Below are 20260 nucleotides of genomic sequence, written 5' to 3'. Positions count from 1 at the left end.
AGGGAAGCGGAATGAATATTTTGCTTTGCTGTGCAGCGGGAATGTCTTCCAGTTTGATTGTTACAAAGATGGAGAAAGCAGCAGAGGCAAGAGGAATAGAGGTAAAGATTTGGGCTGTATCAGGTTCTGAAGTAAATAGCCATATTGATAAAGCCGATGTACTTTTACTTGGACCACAAGTACGTTATTTATTACCGAAGATGAAAGAATTATGTAAGGATAAAGGGATACCTGTTGATGTCATTCAATCCGTTCATTACGGACTTTGTAATGGAGAAGCTATCTTGCAAGCAGCTTTGTCAATGAAACCATGAGGAGAGTGGGATAGATGATACGGTTTTTAGAGAAGTATGTGATGCCGATAGCGGGGAAGGTTGCAGAGCAGAGGCATTTACAAGCGATTCGAGATGGAATTATTTTAACGATGCCGTTCTTAATTATTGGATCATTTTTCCTTATTATTAGTGCGCTACCGATACCGGGATATAACGAGTTTATGGCAGGTTTGTTTGGGGAGAATTGGCAGAGAGCTTTAGGCTATCCAGTTAGTGCAACTTTTAATATAATGGCTTTAATAGCTGTTTTTGGAATCGCTTACAGGCTTGGAGAGTATTATAAAGTGGATGCTTTAGCATCCGGGGCATTGTCGCTTGTGACGTTTTTACTTGCGACTCCATTCCAAGTTGCATATATTATACCAAGTACAAAAGAGAGTGTACTTGTAGAAGGCGCTATCCCAGCTGTATTAATGGGAAGCCAAGGGTTATTTGTAGCAATGATTATTGCACTTATATCTACTGAACTTTATCGATTTATTGTACAAAAAAAGATAATTATAAAGATGCCAGAGACAGTTCCACCAGCTGTCACGCGTTCATTTGCGGCACTTGTTCCAGGATTTATTGTTGTAACAGTTATTTGGATTTTACGCTTAATTATAGAAAATACTTCTTTTGGCAGTATCCATAATATTGTAGGACAAATTTTACAGGAGCCACTTAGTGTACTTGGTGCTAGTCTTTGGGGCGCAATAATAGCAGTTATTCTCGTTCATGTTCTTTGGTCATGTGGAATTCATGGAGCTACTATTGTTGGTGGTGTAATGAGTCCGGTTTGGTTGTCGTTAATGGATCAAAACCGAATTGCTTACCAAGCGGGTCAAGATATACCAAATACGATTACTGCACAGTTTTTTGATTTATGGATTTATATGGGCGGATCTGGTGCGACACTTGCTTTAGTTGTAGGGATGTTATTATTTGCCCGAAGTCAGCAATTAAAAAGTATAGGTAGATTGTCAATTGCGCCTGGTATATTTAATATTAATGAGATGGTAACTTTTGGGATGCCGATTGTCATGAATCCAATTTTATTAATTCCATTTATATTGGTTCCAGTTGTGTTAACAATTGTTTCTTACTTTGCAATGGAATGGGGATTAGTTGCTCGTCCGAGCGGTGCTGCTGTTCCTTGGACGACACCAATTCTATTTAGTGGATATTTAGGATCGGGCGGGAAACTTTCAGGTGTTGTTTTACAACTTGTTAACTTTGCGCTTGCATTCTTCATTTATTTACCGTTCTTAAAAATATGGGATAAACAAAAAGTGGCGGAAGAAAAGGGGGAGTAAAGAACTAAAATGGATACGATAGAAACGAAGGCCTTTCACTTAATCTTGCATGGGGGAAATGCGAGAAGTTGTTCAATGGAAGCAATTGATTGCGCGAAGCGTGGGGAGTTTACAGAAGCAGAAGCGAAATTACAAGAAGCGTTAGAGGAATTAAAAGAGGCGCACCGTGTACAAACGGATCTCATACAGAAAGAAGCTGGTGGTGAAAAGACTGAAGTTACCCTTCTGATGGTGCACGCGCAAGATCATTTAATGAATGCGATTACGGTGAAGGAATTAGCGAGTGAATTTGTAGAATTATATAGGAAGATGTCAGTGACTGAATGAACCTTGCGTATGCAAGGTTTTTTTATCCCGCATTAACGGGCAGTAAAACTCCCACCTCAAAATGTGGCTGGAGCAAGGAAGTTAGGAGGGAGCTTAACTGTCCGTAAAGGCCCGATTGGTTCAACTAATAATTAGTGGGAGATGAACAAAACCCCCACTAATTAAAGTTTCACTTTATGTATGTGTCTGTACCATCAGTGGAATGTTCGTTCCACTGATGGTATTTACACTCCTCCTTTTTACAAATGAATAAGAGCGGTATTTAATCAGTATTTACAATCTCTCCTATACCACGAATTAGTTTTTTTATATGCATCTCATTTGGTTTTAATATACTTACGATATAATCAATCGCTATTTGCGGTTCAACGGTCGTACCGCAAGTATAACAGTCGATGGCTGCAAAGTTTTTTTCTGGATAAGTGTGAATAGAAAGGTGGCTTTCTGATAGTAAAACTAAAATAGTAACACCATGCGGATCAAATTCTTTTGTACTTACGTTTAAAACGTGGGCACCAGATTGATCAGCAGCGTTAACTAAATGATGTTCTAAAAAGTACATATCATCTAATAGGGAAAAATCCACTCCCCACAAATCTACTATTATATGCTTACCGAAAGTAGAATATTTCATAAGGTAGCACTCCTTCCTGTGATATCGTCAAAACTCCATTTCCTTTTTGTAACATTGGTGTAAGATAAGATTTGATTCTGAATTTAAAAGAGCGAGGTTACGTTGTTCTAGATGTTCTTCTTTAAATTGAAATAAAGGAAAAAGAAGAGAAGGCAATGTTCGAGGAGTTGGTACTACGTATAATTGCTCAATTTGATCGAGTACATAGGCAGAATTAGTGGCAATATGAAATCCCCAGTCAGTTCCGAAAGAAGGAACGATTGTATGATAACTTTTCACAGTTAATCCCGCATGTTCAATTGTTTTACCAATACTCCAATATACTAGTGGTGCATCAGCGGGTGAATTAGATTGGCAGACGAACGCGCCGTCTTCTGTTAAGAATGTAGCTATACGAGCAAAAAGTTCGCTTGTATATAAAGTACTTAACAACTCTGTCGCTGGGTCTGGGAAATCAATAATGATTACATCGTATAAAGAGGAAGGAGAGCTTAAAAATTCTTTTGCATCACATACGTGTGTATTTACACGATTATCAAAAAATGCACTTTTGTTTAAAGAAACTAATTCAGGAACATTACGAGCCATATCAATCATCGATCCATCTAAGTCAACAAGGTCTACATGTAGTACAGTTTCATATTTTAAAACTTCTCGCAGGGCAAGACCATCGCCACCGCCTAATATGAGAACACGTTTTGGATCAATTACTTTTGACATAATTGGATGTACAAGTGCTTCATGATAAATTTGCTCATCGACGGAACTGAATTGTAGTTGCTTGTCCAAATATAAACGGATATCGCTAACTTGTAACAAATTAATATTTTGATAATTACTTTGTTCCACAAATAAATTTGTATGTTCACCAGCTTGTATTTCCTTTAGAGAAATTTCATCCCATATATCTAAGTTGTGTGAATCTGTGGGTACTATGACTACATTTTCCGATTGTACTTGCTTGTCCTGCTTATCTTCTACCTCCTGCTGTTCAAGTTCAAATTTGTCAGAGTCTAATTCAGAACGCTTGTCTTTTTTATAGCTTGTTATTCTATAAATCTTTATTTTGCTTTGTTTTCTATGTTTTGGCATAGGAATCCCCTTTCGAATTCTGTTATTTTATTCTATTCTATGTAATTTAGTAGAGTTTGCTTGGACAATAGATAGAGGAGTTTTTTTAATAGAGTTTCACGCTAAAAAAATTTTTTTAGTGTTTTTTTGTTTTAAACACAACTAGACAACTAAACACTAATCTATTTTCATACAGTTATGTGTTAAAAGCGTGTTGTTTTATAACACACTGTGTGTTTTTTAGACGACACACTAATTGAAAGCGTTAACACACAAAGAAAATGCTCGAAAAAGCACTGATTTTAGTGCTTTTAAAAAGTTGGCACGCTAATTGCATTAATAAATAGCGTAAAGAAAAATAAATAAAACATAAATTTTTTATACTACACAAGGGGGATTTTCAAATGAATATTTTATTATGTTGCTCAGCAGGGATGTCTACAAGTTTACTAGTTACAAAAATGGAAGCGGCTGCAAAAGCTCGCGGTTTAGAAGGAAAGATTTGGGCTGTATCTGGGGATGCAGTAAAAAACAATATCGACCAAGCAGATGTGTTATTACTAGGACCACAAGTTCGTTACATGCTCTCTTCAATGAAAACGCTTGCTGACGAGAAAAACGTTGGAATCGACGTTATCAATCCAATGCACTACGGCATGATGAATGGAGAAGCAGTTTTAGATCACGCATTAACACTAAAAAAATAATTAGGGGGGAAGTAAAATGCAAAAGTTTATTGCATTTATGGAGAAGTACATGGTTCCGATTGCTGGTAAAATCGGATCGCAACGTCACTTAGCTGCGATCCGAGATGGATTTATTGCAGTTATGCCACTTATTTTAGTTGGTTCGATGGCAGTACTAGTTAATGGTTTACCAATTCCAGCATTCCAAGGTTTTATGAAAGATTTATTCGGTGAAACTTGGACACAAATTGGTGCTGGTATGTGGACAGGGTCCTTCGGGGTATTAGCTCTGATGGTGGCGGTTACCATAAGTTATAACCTAGCAAAATCTTATGGTGTTGATGGATTGTCAGCAGGTATTATTTCGTTTGGTGCATTAATTATTCTTACACCAACAACACCAAAAGAAGCTGGAATAAATATGCTTTGGACAGGCGCACAGGGTTTGTTCGTTTCACTTATTGTCTCCATACTCGTAACGGAGATATTCCGCTTCTTTGTTCAAAGAAACATTACAATTAAAATGCCTGACGGTGTACCACCAGCAGTAATGAAATCTTTCGCTGCATTAGTTCCGGCATTTGTAATTTTAACAGGTGTAGCAGGTATTCAATTAGCAGTAAAACTAGCAGGTACAAGTGTTCATGAGTATATCTTTAATACATTACAAGTTCCATTACAAGGGTTAGCGGGTACGTTACCAAGTGCAATCTTTATTGCGTTATTAGTACATGTACTTTGGTTCTTCGGTTTACATGGTCCAAATATTGTTGGTGGTATTATTGAGCCACTTTATTTACCAGCATTAGAGAAAAATATTAAGTTATTCCAAGATGGTACATCTGCATTTGATGTTCCAAACATTGTTACAAAACCATTCTTTGATACTTTCGTATATCTTGGTGGTTCTGGTGCAACATTAGCATTCTTAGTAGTTGTATTAATTGTAGCGAAAAGTGCACAATTACGCGGTGTATCTCGTCTATCAATTGGACCTGGTGCATTTAACATTAACGAACCAGTAATCTTTGGTACACCAATCGTATTAAATCCAATTTTATTCATCCCGTTCGTATTAACACCTGTTGTGTTAGTTATTACATCTTATACAGCAATTTACTTAGGATGGGTACCAAAAACAGTAGCGATGGTTCCATGGAACGTTCCACCAATTATTAGTGGGTATCTTGTAACAGGTTTACATCCTTCTGGTGCGATTTTACAATTATTCAACTTTGTTGTTGCAATGGCGATTTACTTCCCATTCGTTGTCGCATGCGATCGTTCAGTTATCCGTACTGAGAAAGCAGCTCAAGGAAATAACAACTCTGTACCTATGTAACATAATAATTGTTCTCACAGACAACATGATCTGTGAGAACAATTACCTTTATATCATGTTCAAAAAGATGATACTCATCTACAAGAACACCAAACTATCATTCATAAAATAATAATTTAATAGAAATGTTCAAACTGAAGGGGTATTTCAATCGGTTGAACCTTATAGAGAGGACGGTAATTATGATGACTACAGCAGAACAAATTCCATTCCAATTGATTTTAAATAGTGGTAACGCACGCAGCTTTGCAATGGAGGCAATTCAATTTGCCAAACAGGGGAAAATGGCAGAGGCTGATGAAGCGATGGTAAAGGCGAAAGAAGCGATCAATGAAGCGCATCATTTCCAAACAGAGCTCATACAATCAGAAGCAAGAGGAGAAAAAACAGCGGTTAGTGTTCTCTTAATTCACGCACAAGATCATTTAATGAATGCGATTACAGTAAAAGAATTAGCGGCAGAGTTTATCGATCTTTATAAAAAGTTAGAAGCGAAAGGGGAATAAAGCATGACTGGAATTAAAATTGCTACAATCGGCGGTGGATCTAGTTATACACCAGAGTTAATTGAAGGATTTATTAAGCGTTATGATGAGCTTCCTGTTCGTGAAATTTGGTTAGTAGATATTGAGGCAGGAAAAGAAAAGTTAGAAATCGTTGGTAACTTAGCGAAACGTATGGTAAAAAAATCTGGTTTACCAATCGAGGTACATTTAACGCTTGATCGCCGCGAGGCATTAAAGGATGCTGATTTCGTAACGACGCAGCTTCGTGTTGGTTTATTAGAAGCACGTGCAAAAGATGAAGCAATCCCATTAAAATATGATGTAATCGGTCAGGAAACGAATGGTCCTGGTGGTTTATTCAAAGCGCTGAGAACGATTCCTGTTATTTTAGATATTTGTAAGGATATGGAGGAGCTTTGTCCGAATGCATGGTTAATTAACTTTGCAAACCCAGCTGGTATGGTAACAGAAGCTGTTCTTCGTTATACAAATATTCAAAGAGTAGTTGGTCTATGTAACGTTCCAATCGGAATCCGTATGGGTCTTGCAAAGTTACTTGAAGTAGATGCGAGTCGTGTTCACGTTGATTTCGCAGGTTTAAATCATATGGTATACGGACTAGATGTATACTTAGATGGCGTAAGTGTAATGGATCGTGTGTTAGAGCTTGTGACAGATCCAGAAAAGCAAATTACGATGGAAAATATCGCAGCGCTTAACTGGGAACCAGACTTTATTCGTGGCCTTCGTGCAATTCCATGTCCATACCATCGTTACTACTACAAAACACGTGAAATGTTAGAAGAAGAGAAAGAAGCTTCAATTGAAAAAGGTACACGTGCAGAAGTAGTAAAACAATTAGAAAATGATTTATTCGAGTTATATAAAGACCCGAACTTAGATATTAAACCACCACAATTAGAAAAACGTGGCGGAGCTTATTATAGTGATGCAGCATGTAGCTTAATTACGTCTATCTACAATAATAAAGGTGATATCCAGCCTGTTAATACACGAAACAACGGAACAATTGCAAGCTTACCACATGATTCAGCTGTTGAAGTGAACTGTATTATTACGAAAGAAGGCCCAAAACCAATTGCAGTTGGAGATCTTCCAGTACCAGTTCGCGGTTTAGTACAACAAATTAAATCATTCGAGCGCACAACAATTGAAGCTGCTGTTACAGGGGATTATCATAAGGCGCTGCTTGCTATGACAATTAATCCACTTGTACCATCAGATAAAGTTGCAAAACAAATTTTAGATGAAATGTTGGAAGCACATAAAGAATATCTTCCGCAATTCTTTAAAAAGGTAGAGAAATAAAGCGGCGCTATTTAGCCCGCTTTTTTTATTCTATCCCACTTTAATGGGCAGTAAGACCACTACCTCAAAATTCAGCGAAAACAAAGAAATTAGGTGGGGGATCAACTGCCCATAAAAGTCCGATTGGTTCAACTAATAATCAGTGGGGGGGAGAAAACCCCCCACTGATTAAAGTTTCACTTTATTAGGAGGTATTATGATGATTAAGTTAATTGTAAATGCAGATGATTTCGGTCTTACAGAAGGTACAAATTATGGCATTATTGATGGACATATAAATGGACTTGTAAATTCAACGACGATGATGATGAATATGCCAGGAACAGAGCATGCGGTACGCTTAGCGAAAGAGTACAACCTACTCGGAGTAGGCGTACATCTCGTATTAACAGCAGGGGAACCACTGTTAAAGGATGTACCGTCACTCGTAGGGGCAAACGGGTCGTTTCATAAACAAAGTGTTGTAAGGGAAGGGAATATAAATCCAGAAGAAGTTGAGAGAGAATGGACTGCTCAAATTGAGAAGTTTTTATCTTACGGATTAACACCAACTCATTTAGATAGTCATCATCATGTACACGGATTACCGATCTTACACGATGTTCTTGAGAGATTAGCGGCTACATATAATGTTCCAATTCGTCGTTGTGAGGAAGATAGAGCGGTGCATCCATTTTCTGATGTGTTTTACAGTGACTTTTACGCAGATGGTGTGACGGAAGATTACTTTGTGAAGTTAAAAGAAAGAGTACAAGGTGAACAAACGGTAGAAATTATGGTTCATCCAGCTTATATTGATCCAGAGCTTGTGAAGCGTTCTTCTTACGTAATGGATCGTGTGAAGGAATTGCGTATTTTAACAGAGAGTGAGTTGCCAGAAGGAATAGAGCTTGTAAAGTTTTAATAGAAAAAACGACGGCATGGTATAGCCGTCGTTTTTTCTATTTATAAAATGGACAGAACATATCCGCCAAAGGCTCCAAGTATAACGATAACCCAAGGTGGTGTTTTCCAAAAAGCGAGCAAGCAAAATAGAAGAGACGCAAAAACAAAATCTACAGCGTTCATAATTGTGCTTGTCCAAATAGGGTCATAAAAAGCGGCAATTAAAATACCGACAACAGCGGCATTGACTCCAAGTAGTGCGCCTTGTATGAAAGATATTTTTCTTACACTGTTCCAAAATGGTAAAACACCAATAACGAGTAAGAAAGCAGGGAGGAAAATCGCAATTGTTGCGAGTATTGCCCCAAGCGTCCCGTTTAACACTGCTCCTATATAAGAAGCGAATGTAAATAGTGGTCCTGGTACTGCTTGTGTTAATCCGTATCCAGCTAGGAACTGTTCTTTCGTCATCATTCCGTTTTGTACGAACTCACCTTCAAGAAGAGGCAGCACGACATGTCCTCCTCCAAATACAAGTGCGCCAGAGCGATAGAAACTATCAAATAAAGCGATGTAATAAGAGAACGGTCTTAATATTGGTAGCAGTAGTAATAGTCCAAAGAATAAGACGAGACAAGAAACTGCTATCTTTTTTGAAATAGGTACTTTTATATTTTGAGATTGGCTAATTGGTTGGTTGCGATATAAAAACCAGCCGATAAAGCCACATATTATAATGAGGATGACTTGTGTCCAACTACTTGGCCATAATAAGGCGATTGCGGCAGTTACAATCGCAATCGTTGCACGATTTCGATCTGGAGTTAACTTCCGCGCCATTCCCCATATGGCATGAGCGACAATAGCGACTGCTACAAGTTTTAGTCCATGAATCCAGCCAGCACTTCCAAGATCGAACTGATTAAGGAATGAGGCGAAGAAAACCAAAACAAGCACAGACGGTAAAGTGAATCCAATCCATGAAATAATAGCTCCTAATAGCCCGCCCCGTAATAATCCAACCCCCATACCGACTTGACTGCTGGCAGGACCAGGAAGGAATTGACATAATGCTACTAAATCTCCATAGCTTCGTTCATTCATCCATTTTCTTTTTTGCACGTATTCGTGGTGGAAATAGCCGAGATGAGCGACAGGACCGCCGAATGAAGTAAGTCCTAATTTAAATGAGACGAGAAAAATCTCTAATAATGTGTGAAAGGTGTGTTTGTTTTTTTTCAAAATAACCTCCTATAATGTTTTTCTATGTGCATTATACAAGAGACGTTCAATCTATAGGAACGATTTTAATGTAAAGATTTTGTGAATCTTTTCTTTGTAATTAAAATTGAAAAAGTCATAAATGATTATGTCTAAACCATAAAGTAGTAGAAGTAGTGCTGGGAAATTTATATAAGGAGAATGCCTTATGACAACACATTTCTTTGCCAGGTTAACAGGTAAGAGGGAAGTGCCTCCTGTAAATACAGAAGCTTTTGGGGTAGCAGAGTTTATTTTTAGTGATGATTTAACGAAATTGCATTACAGAGTAATACTAAAAAATATAGAAAAGGTTACATCGTGTCAAATTCATTTAGGGAAGTCTACTCAAATTGGTCCTGTTGTTTTCTATTTGTATGGTCCACTGGAGCAAGGGATTAGCTTGAACGAGGGAAGCATTACTGGTGTAGTGAATGTGGAGGATTTTGAGGGACCTTTACAAGGGAAATCATTTGTACATTTACTTCAAGAAATTATTCAAGCAAATGTATATGTTAATGTTCATACGAAATCACAAAAAAGAGGAGAAATAAGAGGGCGAGTTAGAAAAGTAAAGAAATAGAGGAAAAGGCTGTCCATATGTTGGAACAGCCTTTTCTTCTTAATATAAGGTGCTAGTTTTAGTGATTATTGTCGGTAAAGCGATATATTTTGAAAATCGCTGATATAACTCGCGTTACGGTCGATATTTTTAAAAACTGCCTCGATTAATTTTTCGCAGGCTGATTTTTAATAAAGAAGTCCATAACGTAAAATACTTCGTCATCAGGTATTTGTATTTCAAATGTATTTTCAATTGGTTGCAATGCTTTTTTTACTTTCATATACATCCAGTATTCATCTTGTCTTCTTTTCTCTTTATCAGGGTGAGGAAGAAGGCTTTCTCCTTTTTGAAGACGGTCAACCATACAGCTCATATGCAGAATAACACCCATTAAGCTATCAGGAGTTAGCTGTAAGGAAATTAATTCTTGAATTGTATTTAATGCGTAACGAATTGTTTTGATAAGTAATGCCCCATCGTTACGCTGCATTTGTTGTTCAAGAATATCCGCCATTTTTGCATATGTTTCTTCATACGTAATTAATTCTTGAATGGGCTGAATCGCTGTGTAGTTTACGATGTCTTGGAAATGATATGTTAAGCACGGCACTTGCACATCGAAATTCGTGACGATACAAATGATGTTACGCTCTTTTTTTATGTTCTCGATCATTTTCGTTAAATCTTTTTCATGGACGATACTAATCGGAATAATTTCAATTAAGTCTTTATCAAATCGTAAATAGTTCTCTAACATTTTTTGAATAGCTAAAGCACTTCCTTCACCAGTTAAACAAGCTGTTAAAATAACAGATTTCATTGGAGAGAGAGGTTTTTTCTTTTCTTCTTGTACGTTTAAGTAAAATGGTGTTAAATTTTTTACTGTTTCATACAGCGCATCTAATGAATAACCGAGCTGAGCTTTTCGAGCTGCTTCTAGTGCATGTGGTGTGCTCGTCATCGAGAGAACACGTACAGGGATTTTGAACTCCGTTTCTAATATGTCACCGATATAAGCAAGTGACCCCATATCGACAAGTAAGAGAAGCCCATTTACATTTTGTAGTGTTTTCATATATACTTTCACACGTTCCAAGAAATCTTTCGGTGATTCATGTAACGGCATATCAATACCGGTTACTTCCTCAATGCCGAGAAGTTCGTTTGCAACGTTTGCCATTTCAGTTGCGATGCCATTACCGTGTGCTAATATTAATACTTTTACTTCTGTTTGTGAGGCAGGAATTGGATCAACAACGAAGAACATTGTTAAAAAGCCAGCTTCATCAATAGGCATTGTTATTTGTAACTCTTCTTCCAGTAGTTGAATGCCTTGCATAGCTACGGAAAAGGCTTTTTTATATTTCGTACGAATTTGATTTAATTGTGGGTGATGTATTTGTTTGCCGCTTTGTAAACGTTGTAGAGTTGTCTGTACATGTAAACTTAAAGCGAGAAATACTTTTTCATCAAACGTCTTAGATAAATGCTTTTCCGCAAGTTCCGCTATTTTTTCACATACGGAAACGATATTACGATCCACAATTTTAAAAACATTTTCATGGCTTGTTTTTTTTGATATTTGGTTAAAATATTGTACGAAAAAGCTTTGAACATCATTTTCTATTAGTAATTCTAATTCTTCCTCTTCAATACCGCGTGCTTGAAGTTCTTCGTATTTATAATCAATATAATCGTAAATAGAAGAGCGTTTTTCATCTTCTGTTTTATGATTACTCCAACCTTCATCACCTGTAAATACAAACGTTTCATTTGGTATTTGGTATAAGTGACGGCTCTTTCTTTCGATGAACAGCCCCTCTTTCATATACCAAGGTAAGTCTGTACTTGAAACATAGACAGAATCACGTTTCTTTGTTACGAATTCAGAATAGGCTTTCGCACAGGCGATCTGTACATCCGTTTTTAATTGACCGATGTTATTGGGACAATTGTAAAAGACGAAAGCACGCATTGCATTCGGACTAACGTGAATTTCTTTTCGCAGACGAATTGCTTCATTTGTAAAAAATAGTTGTAGTAAAGCAAAGCGCTCTTTATGTGTACGCTCACGAAGTGGTGGCAGCGTGATAGTCATCGGTATACGTCTTGTAAATGTTTTTAATAAAAATGAATTTGGTTCTTCTGTTGTTGCAGTAATGATTAATACTTGTGCTTTACGCTCGTTTTCTGTTTCTCCAAGGCGGCGATATACTCCGCGGTCAATAAAGGTGAAAAGCATTTCTTGGCCTTCTGGAGGCAGGCGATGTACTTCATCTAAGAAGAGAATCCCTTCATGAGCTTTTTCAATTAACCCTTTTTGATCACTTGCACCTGTGTAAGCTCCTTTTTTAATTCCAAATAACTGTCCAAGTAGTAGCTGTGGATTATTTGCATAATCAGCGCAGTTAAAGACGATAAATGGTGCATTTTTAGGAAGTTGTTCAACTTCAATTGCATATTCGTGCATTAAAGAAGCAAACATAGACTTTCCGACTCCTGTTTCTCCGAGCAGTAAAGTATGCATACCGTTTGGAGGATAGAGCATAGAAGCTTTCGCTTTTTCAATTGCGATTTTAAGGCTTGTATTTTCAATTGCAAATGTATCTAATGAAGTCACTTCTTTTGAATGCGTTTCCAACAAAGCGTTCGTTTCTATATAAAAACGAACGGGACGCGTATTTGTTTTTAATAAACGTTTATCTTTTACAAGTTTGTTTAAGTCGCTACTTACATTGGCGCGATCTAGTTGCAGAAAGGTAGCGAGTTCTGATGCGGTTACACCTTCTGTATAATTGCCTTTTTGTATTGCGTTAAAAATGAGATCTATTCGTTTCATTTCTATTCACCTCGAAACTTCATCACTATTTAAAATTTTACACAAAAACGGGAAGGGTGGGAAGAGAAAAATAAAACAGCTTTAGCACATAGGCACTAAAGCTGTTACAATCTTGTGTCTTTCCAAAAATTTACCTTGAGATGAGAAGAAGGATTATAGGGAAGAAGTTTGTATCCTTGTGACTGTAAATAATCAATTACTTTTGGCAGTATTTGTACGGTTACACTCGAATCATGCATTAAAATGACTTCTACTTGTTCATCACTTTGATTACGTACTCTTTCGAGTATGGCAGAAGGATTGTCATAGCTTTTCCAGTCGTATGTATCGATTGTCCAATCCCACATTTTATACTGGGCCGATACAAGTGCGTCACGGTAATTCTTTTTTAAGTAAGGCATACTACCATATGGAACGCGAACGAGATGTGTATTTAATTTCGTAACTTGCTGGACAATGCTTTGTGTTTGCTCCATTTCTGCAATTAAAGTGGAAGGGTCACCAGTGTAAAGGCGTTTTACATCATGTGACATGCTGTGGAGACCGATATAATGTCCTTCTTTAATTAATCTTTGCATCGTTTTTGTGTAATGTGGCACTTTTCCGCCAATAACAAAGAAAGTTGCTTTTCCGTTCTTTTCTTTTAAGATGTTTAAAATTTGTGTAGTATATTTGTTTGGCCCGTCATCAAATGTTAAGTACGCAATTTTTTGTGTAGGAGAGGTCGTTTCAGTATTTGGATGATATTCAGCAGGAATAACAGTTGTTGCTTCAGTATTAGATGATGCGTACATAGTAATGGTCAAAAATAAAATAATACATTGCAATACTCGCTTGATCATAACATTCACCCTCAGTTTGACAATCAAGATGTAAAAAGAAAACTTGATACGTTTCTTATTATGTATATCTTTCTCCAATAGAGGAACTCTCAAACAATCTATATTTTGGAAATATAAAATAAGGAATAAAAAATAGCATCCTCTTATAAGAAAGAGGATGCTATTTGAATATTTCATAATGGTAAAGGCTATACTACAATTAGTCTTCGCGTTTTTTCACTTTTTTATAAAAGGAAATAATTGGTTTGTAGCGTTCATGTACAAGCCCGATTATTTCAGCAATGATTTCTGTGAAGAAAATCAAAGCGAAAAGAAGAATAATGGATAACCATAATGTTGCACTAGTGAAAATAATGGCATTTACACTAAAGAAAATACCGAATGCGTATATAATTAGTACCGTTTTGCGATGAGAGAATCCCATTGCAAGTAAGCGGTGATGTAAATGCGATTTATCTGGTGCTGAAATAGGTTTTTTATTTACGATACGACGGATGATTGCAAATATCGTATCAAATATAGGTACACCTAAAATGATAATTGGAACGATAAAACTGAATAACGTTACACTTTTGTATAATCCAAGTAACGATATAACAGAAATACAGTATCCTAAAAATAGTGCTCCTGTATCTCCCATGAAAATTTTTGCTGGATGGAAGTTGTAGAATAAAAATCCAATTGTACTTGCTAATATAATTAATGCAAGTGGCAATATAATAGCTGTTCCAGTACCCCATGGACTAGTGAAGGCCATATATGCTAGCGTTGCAAGTACGATAGATGAAATCCCCGCAGATAATCCATCTAAGCCGTCAATTAAGTTGATTGCATTCGTAATACCTACAAGCCAAAATACTGTAATTGGATAAGCAAGCCATCCAAGTTCAGTATCCCCAAGGAATGGGATATATAATACTTGCACTAATAATCCACTTTTTACAATCATAATGGCAACTAACAGTTGTCCACCGAATTTTACTCTCGCAGATAACTCGTACATATCATCTAAAATTCCGATGATTACAATGATAATCGCACCTAGCGTTATCGATAACATTCTTTGCTCATATAAGCCGCCAACAACAAATCCTACAGCTACACCGATAAAGATTGCTAACCCGCCAAGACGAGGCATAATCTTTTGGTGCACTTTACGTGCGTTTGGCTTATCTGTCGCTCCTATTTTAAAAGCTAATTTAATAACTAAAGGAGTAACGACGAGTACAGTGATGAAAGATGCCAAAATGGCATAAATCACTTGTGAGTCCATTAATACCCCACCCTTTATAGTCTAACGTAATTTTTTTTTTGAAAATATATTTATCTGAAAATTATGATGTTTATTTACAGGCTCATAACATATGGTATCACAAAAAGATTAGAATTCAATCTTTTTTTCTTTTTACGCTTAATGGAAGCGGATAGAATATATGACAATTGTATATAGAATGTTGAATCATATAAGAAGGTTAATCGTACTGGACTTTGGAATATGACATTTCCTCTTTTTCTTCAATAGTGAATACTTTTATTTCAGTATTATAAGTGTTACACGTAGAAATGAGTAAGTCTCGTGTTAAAATGTGGGAATTTATCTGGAGTGAGCTGGTAGCTGGCTTCCCAATGATTAAGTTGCACTTTATATTATAGTGCATTTAATTTTACAAAAACTTTAAAAAGAATGAGGGAAGTAATTCATATAATGAAAAAGGAAAAGAGTTTTCTCATTTTTAATGTGAGAGGGGGAAGCACAGGGAGAATTCTATATTTCATATCTTTTCTATTGTATATTCCTGTGCGAAAAGGAAATGAAAATTACGATAGTAGGTACTGGATATGTTGGATTGATTACAGGAGTAGGATTGGCAAAGTTGGGGCATTCAGTTACATGTTTTGATATAGATGATGAGAAAATTGAACGGATAAAACAAGGGGATTTACCTATTTATGAGGTTAGATTACATGAATTAATAAATCATGCATATGAGAATAATGCTTTAACTTTCACATCAAATAAAGAAGAGGCGTTTGAGGATGTAGAGTTTATATTTATTGCAGTTGGAACACCACCTTTATTAGATGGGACGGCGGATTTAACGTATATTCAGAGTGCTTGTAATGATATTGGAGTATATGCGACGAACGATATTATTGTGGTTACGAAAAGTACAGTTCCAGTAGGTACAAATGATGTAATGAAAGGATGGATTGAGGAGGAGTTAAAGGGGAGATATACATTACATATCGTATCGAATCCAGAGTTTTTGCGTGAAGGTTCAGGTATTTATGATTTCTTTCATGGAGATCGTATTGTAATTGGAGCAGATAGTGAGGAAGTAGCAAGAAGAGTAGAGAGTTTGTATAGCGAATTACGCTTAGAAACGTATGTTACAGATATTAAAAGTGCAGAGATGATTAAATACGCGTCGAATGCCTTTTTAGCTACAAAGATTAGTTTCATGAATGAAATTTCAAATATATGTGAGAAGGTAGGCGCAAATGTACTGGATGTTGCTAAAGGGATGGGAATGGATAAGAGAATTGGTGCATCTTTTTTAAATGCGGGCATTGGATACGGAGGATCGTGTTTTCCGAAAGATACGAAAGCGCTGGTGCAAATTGCGGGAAATGTTGCTCATGATTTTCGTTTGTTAAAAGCGGTTATTGAAGTAAATAATAAGCAACAACTGCTATTGATTGAAAAAGCGAAAAAAGTCATGAACATGAATAAAAAGCGGATTGCAGTTCTTGGCGCATCCTTTAAACCAAATACGGATGATATTAGAGAGGCACCATCTCTTATTATAATAGAAGTATTAATTAATATAGGTGCAGATATTGTTCTTTACGACCCAAAAGCAATTCAATATGTGAAAAATATATTTGGAGATGCTATACAATATAGCAATTGTATAGATGAATCGATTAGAGATGCGAGTGCGGTTTTTATCGTAACAGAATGGGAAGATATTCAAACTTATCCGTTAGAAAAGTACGTACAACTTATGAGGGAGCCTATTTTATTTGATGGGAGAAATTGTTATACTGATGAAGATGTTAAGAAACAAAAGATAGATTATTACTCGGTGGGAAGAAAAAGTATTTGTAATAGAAAAGTTTCTGTTATACGTTAAAAAGGGATATACTCATGCCTATTTTTATATGTCATAATAGAAGCTGTAATTAGTGAAAGAAAAGAGGCAATCACATGACTGAACGTTTAAAAGTAATGACAATTTTCGGGACACGTCCAGAAGCAATTAAAATGGCACCTCTTGTATTAGAGTTGCAAAAACACCCAGAAAAAATTGAATCGATTGTGACTGTAACAGCACAACATCGCCAAATGTTAGACCAAGTATTAAGTATCTTTGGAATTACGCCAGATTTCGATTTAAATATCATGAAAGATCGCCAAACTTTAATTGATGTTACAACGCGTGGCTTAGAAGGTTTGGATAAAGTAATGAAAGAAGCGAAGCCGGATATTGTACTTGTACATGGTGATACAACAACAACATTTATTGCAAGCTTAGCTGCTTTTTATAATCAAATTCCAGTAGGTCATGTTGAGGCGGGCCTTCGTACGTGGGATAAGTATTCTCCATACCCAGAAGAGATGAATCGTCAATTAACAGGTGTAATGGCGGATCTTCATTTCTCACCGACAGCAAAATCAGCAACGAACTTACAGAAGGAAAATAAAGATGAATCACGTATTTTCATCACAGGAAATACAGCGATTGATGCGCTGCAAACGACTGTAAAAGAAACATATAGTCATCCTGTACTAGAGAAACTTGGAAATGATCGTCTTGTACTTATGACAGCTCATCGTCGTGAAAACTTAGGTGAACCGATGCGTAACATGTTCCGTGCAATTAAGCGTCTTGTTGATAAGCATGAAGATGTACAAGTTGTATACCCTGTTCATATGAACCCTGTCGTTCGTGAAATAGCAAATGAAATTTTAGGTGAACATAACCGTATTCATTTAATTGAGCCGCTAGATGTAATTGATTTCCACAATGTTGCAGCTCGTTCATACTTAATGTTAACGGATTCTGGTGGTGTACAAGAAGAAGCTCCATCACTTGGTGTACCAGTTCTTGTTCTTCGTGATACAACAGAGCGCCCTGAAGGTATTGAAGCAGGTACGCTGAAATTAGCAGGAACAGACGAAGAGACAATCTTTGGTCTTGCTGATGAATTGTTATCAGATAAAGAAGCTCATGATAAGATGGCGAAAGCATCTAACCCTTACGGTGATGGTCGTGCATCAGAGCGTATTGTAGAAGCAATTTTACAACACTTTAATAAGTAAATAAAAAAGGCCCAATCGGATAGATTGGGCCTTTTTGCTACGGCTGATTGCGCATAATCCACTCCGCATGAGCATTTGTAGAAGGTGGCGGATCAGTTGGTGTTTTATTTTGGTTTGTTTCTTTTTTTGTTTGTTCGTTAGAATTAGAACTTGAATTTGAATCAGGATTTGAGTTGTTTTTTGTAGTTGGATTTTTTGCTTTTTCTCCTAATTCTTTTTCAATTTCGTTACGCACCGTTTCTATACTGATTGGATCTGGAAGGAAGTAATAAATACCGCCTATCTTTTTGTCTTCACCTTCAAGCTTTAACGTTTGCATTGTAGAAGGATCAAATCCAGAAAGTTTATTGTAAAGAGCAAGTCCGTCTGAAATAGGAATGTCGGTTTTTATATATTTTCCAACGACAGCTGTTAAATCTTTAATTTTAAATACAGTAGAAGTGGAGTTTAGTTTATGAGCAACAGCGGCTAGTAATTGTCTTTGTCTAGCAGCTCGACCATAATCGCCATTTGGATCTTGCTTTCGCATACGTACATAAGCAAGTGCTTCTTCACCGTTTAAGTTTTGCTGTCCTTGCTTAAATTGGATTTTTTTGTAGTAATCGACGTCAGATCGCTCCCAGAAATCGAAGGGTACGTCAACGGTAACGCCGCCAACAGCATCAACGATACCTTTAAAGCCTTGGAAATCAATTTTAAGATAATGGTCTACAGGAACTTTTAGAAAGCCTTCGACAGTTTTGATTGCCATTTCTTCTCCGCCGTAAGCATGGGCAGCGTTAATTTTGTCTTCTTTATTTTTGCCAACAATTTTAACTCGAGAATCACGAGGAATACTCATAAGTGAAATCTTTTGTGTTTTTGGATTGACTGTTGCAAACATTAATGAGTCTGTACGACCATTTTGACCGTCTGTCGCATAATCTTCTATACCCATAATGAGAATTGTAAAAGGTTCCTTTGTAATTTCTACATCTTTATTTCTTAAATCCGATTTTTCACGAGTAAAACCACTATACATCCCCATAAGAGAAGAGTAAGAATTTAACACATAAACTCCTATACTGCCAAATAAAAATGCGAAAATAAGGAAGAAGAAAAGTTTCCTTCTTCGCTTCTTTTTTATTCTGCTATTTTGGAGATGATAATAACGTTCTTCCATATATAATCTCCTTAGTTCGTTAGTTCATTCGTAGGGAAGTAATTCACTACATTAATCTTTGAAGGTGATAAATGGGTTATGCTTAGATAACATCTTGTTCTAAGTACAACATATCTCCTTCTGTAATTGTACATTTCCCGTTTGTTAATTCAATCATCCAATCTGTAAATGCTTGTTTGCCGTCTTCTTCTACATACGTATCAAATGTGACATTTTCTAGATAATGTATATCTTTAATGGCATATTTTGAATTGCGTAATTCATTTTCCACTTTGCCAAGTAATGTGTAATCAATCTCGGTTTGCATCACACGCATTAGTTTTCGCTGGACAACACCGACATGATTAATGCCCTCGCTTGTACATTTTCCATATGCACGAATTAATCCACCTGCGCCAAGTTTAATGCCACCAAAATAGCGTGTTACGACAACAACGGTATCTTTTAGTCCACGTTTTTTAAGTACCTCTAGCATCGGTACGCCAGCTGTACCGCTAGGCTCCCCGTCATCGTTTGCTTTTTGAATATGATCTTGTTCGCCAATTAAATAAGCGGAACAATTATGTGTTGCATTCCAATGTTGTTTTTTTATTTTTTGTATAAATGCTTGAGCCTCTTCCTCAGTCGTTGCTCGGCTAATATAACAAATAAATCTTGATTTTTGAATGACGATTTCGTGTTCGCCGTAGTCTTTGATTGTAAAATATTGTAATAGCACTTGTGTACGCCCCTATCTATCAAAATGACTAGTACTTTCCATTTTAAAAGCGAGCCTTTTTATATTCAAACATTTTTTCTAAATATGCTGAAGTTTTTGGTGAGTATTTTATCTTTTTGTTGTAATTTGTCGAGATG

Annotated in this window: 19 protein-coding genes; 11 read left to right on the top strand and 8 right to left on the bottom strand. The window is 36.5% G+C overall.

Features of this window, described 5'->3' with window-relative positions; genetic code table 11:
- Positions 1 to 11: 11 nt before the first annotated feature.
- The 3 genes from F3I02_RS32835 to F3I02_RS32825 are packed head-to-tail and all read left to right on the top strand — an operon-like array spanning position 12 to position 1957.
- On the top strand, positions 12 to 314 hold the full coding sequence (locus F3I02_RS32835) for a PTS sugar transporter subunit IIB (protein ID WP_001023543.1): 303 nt from the start codon (positions 12 to 14) through the stop codon (positions 312 to 314).
- Between the two features lie 14 nt (positions 315 to 328).
- Complete coding sequence (gene celB / locus F3I02_RS32830) at positions 329 to 1630, top strand: PTS cellobiose transporter subunit IIC (protein ID WP_196478821.1); 1302 nt, start codon at positions 329 to 331, stop codon at positions 1628 to 1630.
- Positions 1631 to 1639: 9 nt separating this feature from the next.
- On the top strand, positions 1640 to 1957 hold the full coding sequence (locus tag F3I02_RS32825) for a PTS sugar transporter subunit IIA (protein WP_000379638.1): 318 nt from the start codon (positions 1640 to 1642) through the stop codon (positions 1955 to 1957).
- A gap of 262 nt (positions 1958 to 2219) precedes the next feature.
- Here F3I02_RS32825 and speD read toward each other — a convergent pair whose 3' ends face one another.
- Both speD and F3I02_RS32815 read right to left on the bottom strand, forming a co-directional pair.
- Positions 2220 to 2591, bottom strand: a complete 372-nt coding sequence (gene speD / locus F3I02_RS32820; RefSeq protein WP_089148627.1) for an adenosylmethionine decarboxylase — start codon at positions 2589 to 2591, stop codon at positions 2220 to 2222.
- A 27-nt stretch (positions 2592 to 2618) separates the two neighbouring features.
- A complete protein-coding gene (locus F3I02_RS32815; protein WP_046946618.1) occupies positions 2619 to 3683 on the bottom strand; it encodes a polyamine aminopropyltransferase in 1065 nt (354 codons plus the stop codon).
- A gap of 383 nt (positions 3684 to 4066) precedes the next feature.
- Here F3I02_RS32815 and F3I02_RS32810 point away from each other — a divergent pair, with 383 nt between their 5' ends.
- The 5 genes from F3I02_RS32810 (at position 4067) to chbG (ending at position 8429) form a co-directional block, all read left to right on the top strand.
- On the top strand, positions 4067 to 4369 hold the full coding sequence (locus F3I02_RS32810; RefSeq protein ID WP_001023563.1) for a PTS sugar transporter subunit IIB: 303 nt from the start codon (positions 4067 to 4069) through the stop codon (positions 4367 to 4369).
- A gap of 16 nt (positions 4370 to 4385) precedes the next feature.
- Positions 4386 to 5690: a PTS cellobiose transporter subunit IIC gene (celB, locus tag F3I02_RS32805; RefSeq protein ID WP_046946619.1), complete on the top strand. Its 1305-nt coding sequence runs from the start codon at positions 4386 to 4388 to the stop codon at positions 5688 to 5690.
- Between the two features lie 182 nt (positions 5691 to 5872).
- Complete coding sequence (locus F3I02_RS32800) at positions 5873 to 6196, top strand: PTS lactose/cellobiose transporter subunit IIA (protein WP_000989046.1); 324 nt, start codon at positions 5873 to 5875, stop codon at positions 6194 to 6196.
- A 3-nt stretch (positions 6197 to 6199) separates the two neighbouring features.
- A complete protein-coding gene (celF, locus tag F3I02_RS32795) occupies positions 6200 to 7525 on the top strand; it encodes a 6-phospho-beta-glucosidase (protein WP_000145747.1) in 1326 nt (441 codons plus the stop codon).
- Positions 7526 to 7724: 199 nt separating this feature from the next.
- Positions 7725 to 8429: a chitin disaccharide deacetylase gene (gene chbG / locus F3I02_RS32790; protein ID WP_046946620.1), complete on the top strand. Its 705-nt coding sequence runs from the start codon at positions 7725 to 7727 to the stop codon at positions 8427 to 8429.
- A gap of 41 nt (positions 8430 to 8470) precedes the next feature.
- Here the strand turns inward: chbG and F3I02_RS32785 are convergent, their stop codons facing one another.
- Positions 8471 to 9652 (bottom strand): chromate transporter, encoded by a 1182-nt coding sequence (locus tag F3I02_RS32785; protein WP_196478820.1) that lies wholly within the window; start codon positions 9650 to 9652, stop codon positions 8471 to 8473.
- A 187-nt stretch (positions 9653 to 9839) separates the two neighbouring features.
- On the opposite strand from F3I02_RS32785, the gene exsM reads away from it, so the two are divergent.
- The gene (gene exsM, locus F3I02_RS32780; protein ID WP_000207045.1) at positions 9840 to 10253 is read left to right on the top strand and encodes an exosporium regulatory protein ExsM; all 414 of its coding nucleotides are present in this window, start codon (positions 9840 to 9842) and stop codon (positions 10251 to 10253) included.
- A 145-nt stretch (positions 10254 to 10398) separates the two neighbouring features.
- Here the strand turns inward: exsM and F3I02_RS32775 are convergent, their stop codons facing one another.
- The 3 genes from F3I02_RS32775 to F3I02_RS32765 form a co-directional block, all read right to left on the bottom strand.
- A complete protein-coding gene (locus F3I02_RS32775; protein WP_196478819.1) occupies positions 10399 to 13074 on the bottom strand; it encodes a sigma-54-dependent transcriptional regulator in 2676 nt (891 codons plus the stop codon).
- 104 nt (positions 13075 to 13178) lie between these two features.
- On the bottom strand, positions 13179 to 13916 hold the full coding sequence (locus F3I02_RS32770; RefSeq protein WP_000597185.1) for a polysaccharide deacetylase family protein: 738 nt from the start codon (positions 13914 to 13916) through the stop codon (positions 13179 to 13181).
- Between the two features lie 199 nt (positions 13917 to 14115).
- On the bottom strand, positions 14116 to 15189 hold the full coding sequence (locus F3I02_RS32765; protein WP_000378319.1) for a glycosyltransferase family 4 protein: 1074 nt from the start codon (positions 15187 to 15189) through the stop codon (positions 14116 to 14118).
- 538 nt (positions 15190 to 15727) lie between these two features.
- Here F3I02_RS32765 and F3I02_RS32760 point away from each other — a divergent pair.
- On the top strand, positions 15728 to 17053 hold the full coding sequence (locus tag F3I02_RS32760) for a UDP-glucose dehydrogenase family protein (protein WP_196478818.1): 1326 nt from the start codon (positions 15728 to 15730) through the stop codon (positions 17051 to 17053).
- A 74-nt stretch (positions 17054 to 17127) separates the two neighbouring features.
- Positions 17128 to 18243 (top strand): non-hydrolyzing UDP-N-acetylglucosamine 2-epimerase, encoded by a 1116-nt coding sequence (gene wecB / locus F3I02_RS32755; RefSeq protein WP_000140145.1) that lies wholly within the window; start codon positions 17128 to 17130, stop codon positions 18241 to 18243.
- Between the two features lie 37 nt (positions 18244 to 18280).
- On the opposite strand, the gene F3I02_RS32750 is transcribed toward wecB, so the two are convergent.
- Both F3I02_RS32750 and F3I02_RS32745 read right to left on the bottom strand, forming a co-directional pair.
- Positions 18281 to 19405 carry an LCP family protein gene (locus tag F3I02_RS32750; protein ID WP_061884756.1) on the bottom strand — a complete coding sequence of 375 codons (1125 nt, stop codon included), beginning with the start codon at positions 19403 to 19405 and terminating at the stop codon, positions 18281 to 18283.
- Between the two features lie 82 nt (positions 19406 to 19487).
- Positions 19488 to 20123 carry a YigZ family protein gene (locus F3I02_RS32745; RefSeq protein WP_000926664.1) on the bottom strand — a complete coding sequence of 212 codons (636 nt, stop codon included), beginning with the start codon at positions 20121 to 20123 and terminating at the stop codon, positions 19488 to 19490.
- Positions 20124 to 20260: the final 137 nt, after the last annotated feature.

This window comes from Bacillus sp. SRB3LM, assembly GCF_015712745.1.
Lineage (GTDB): Bacteria > Bacillota > Bacilli > Bacillales > Bacillaceae_G > Bacillus_A > Bacillus_A thuringiensis_K.
This window is presented reverse-complemented; position numbering and strand designations above follow the sequence as displayed.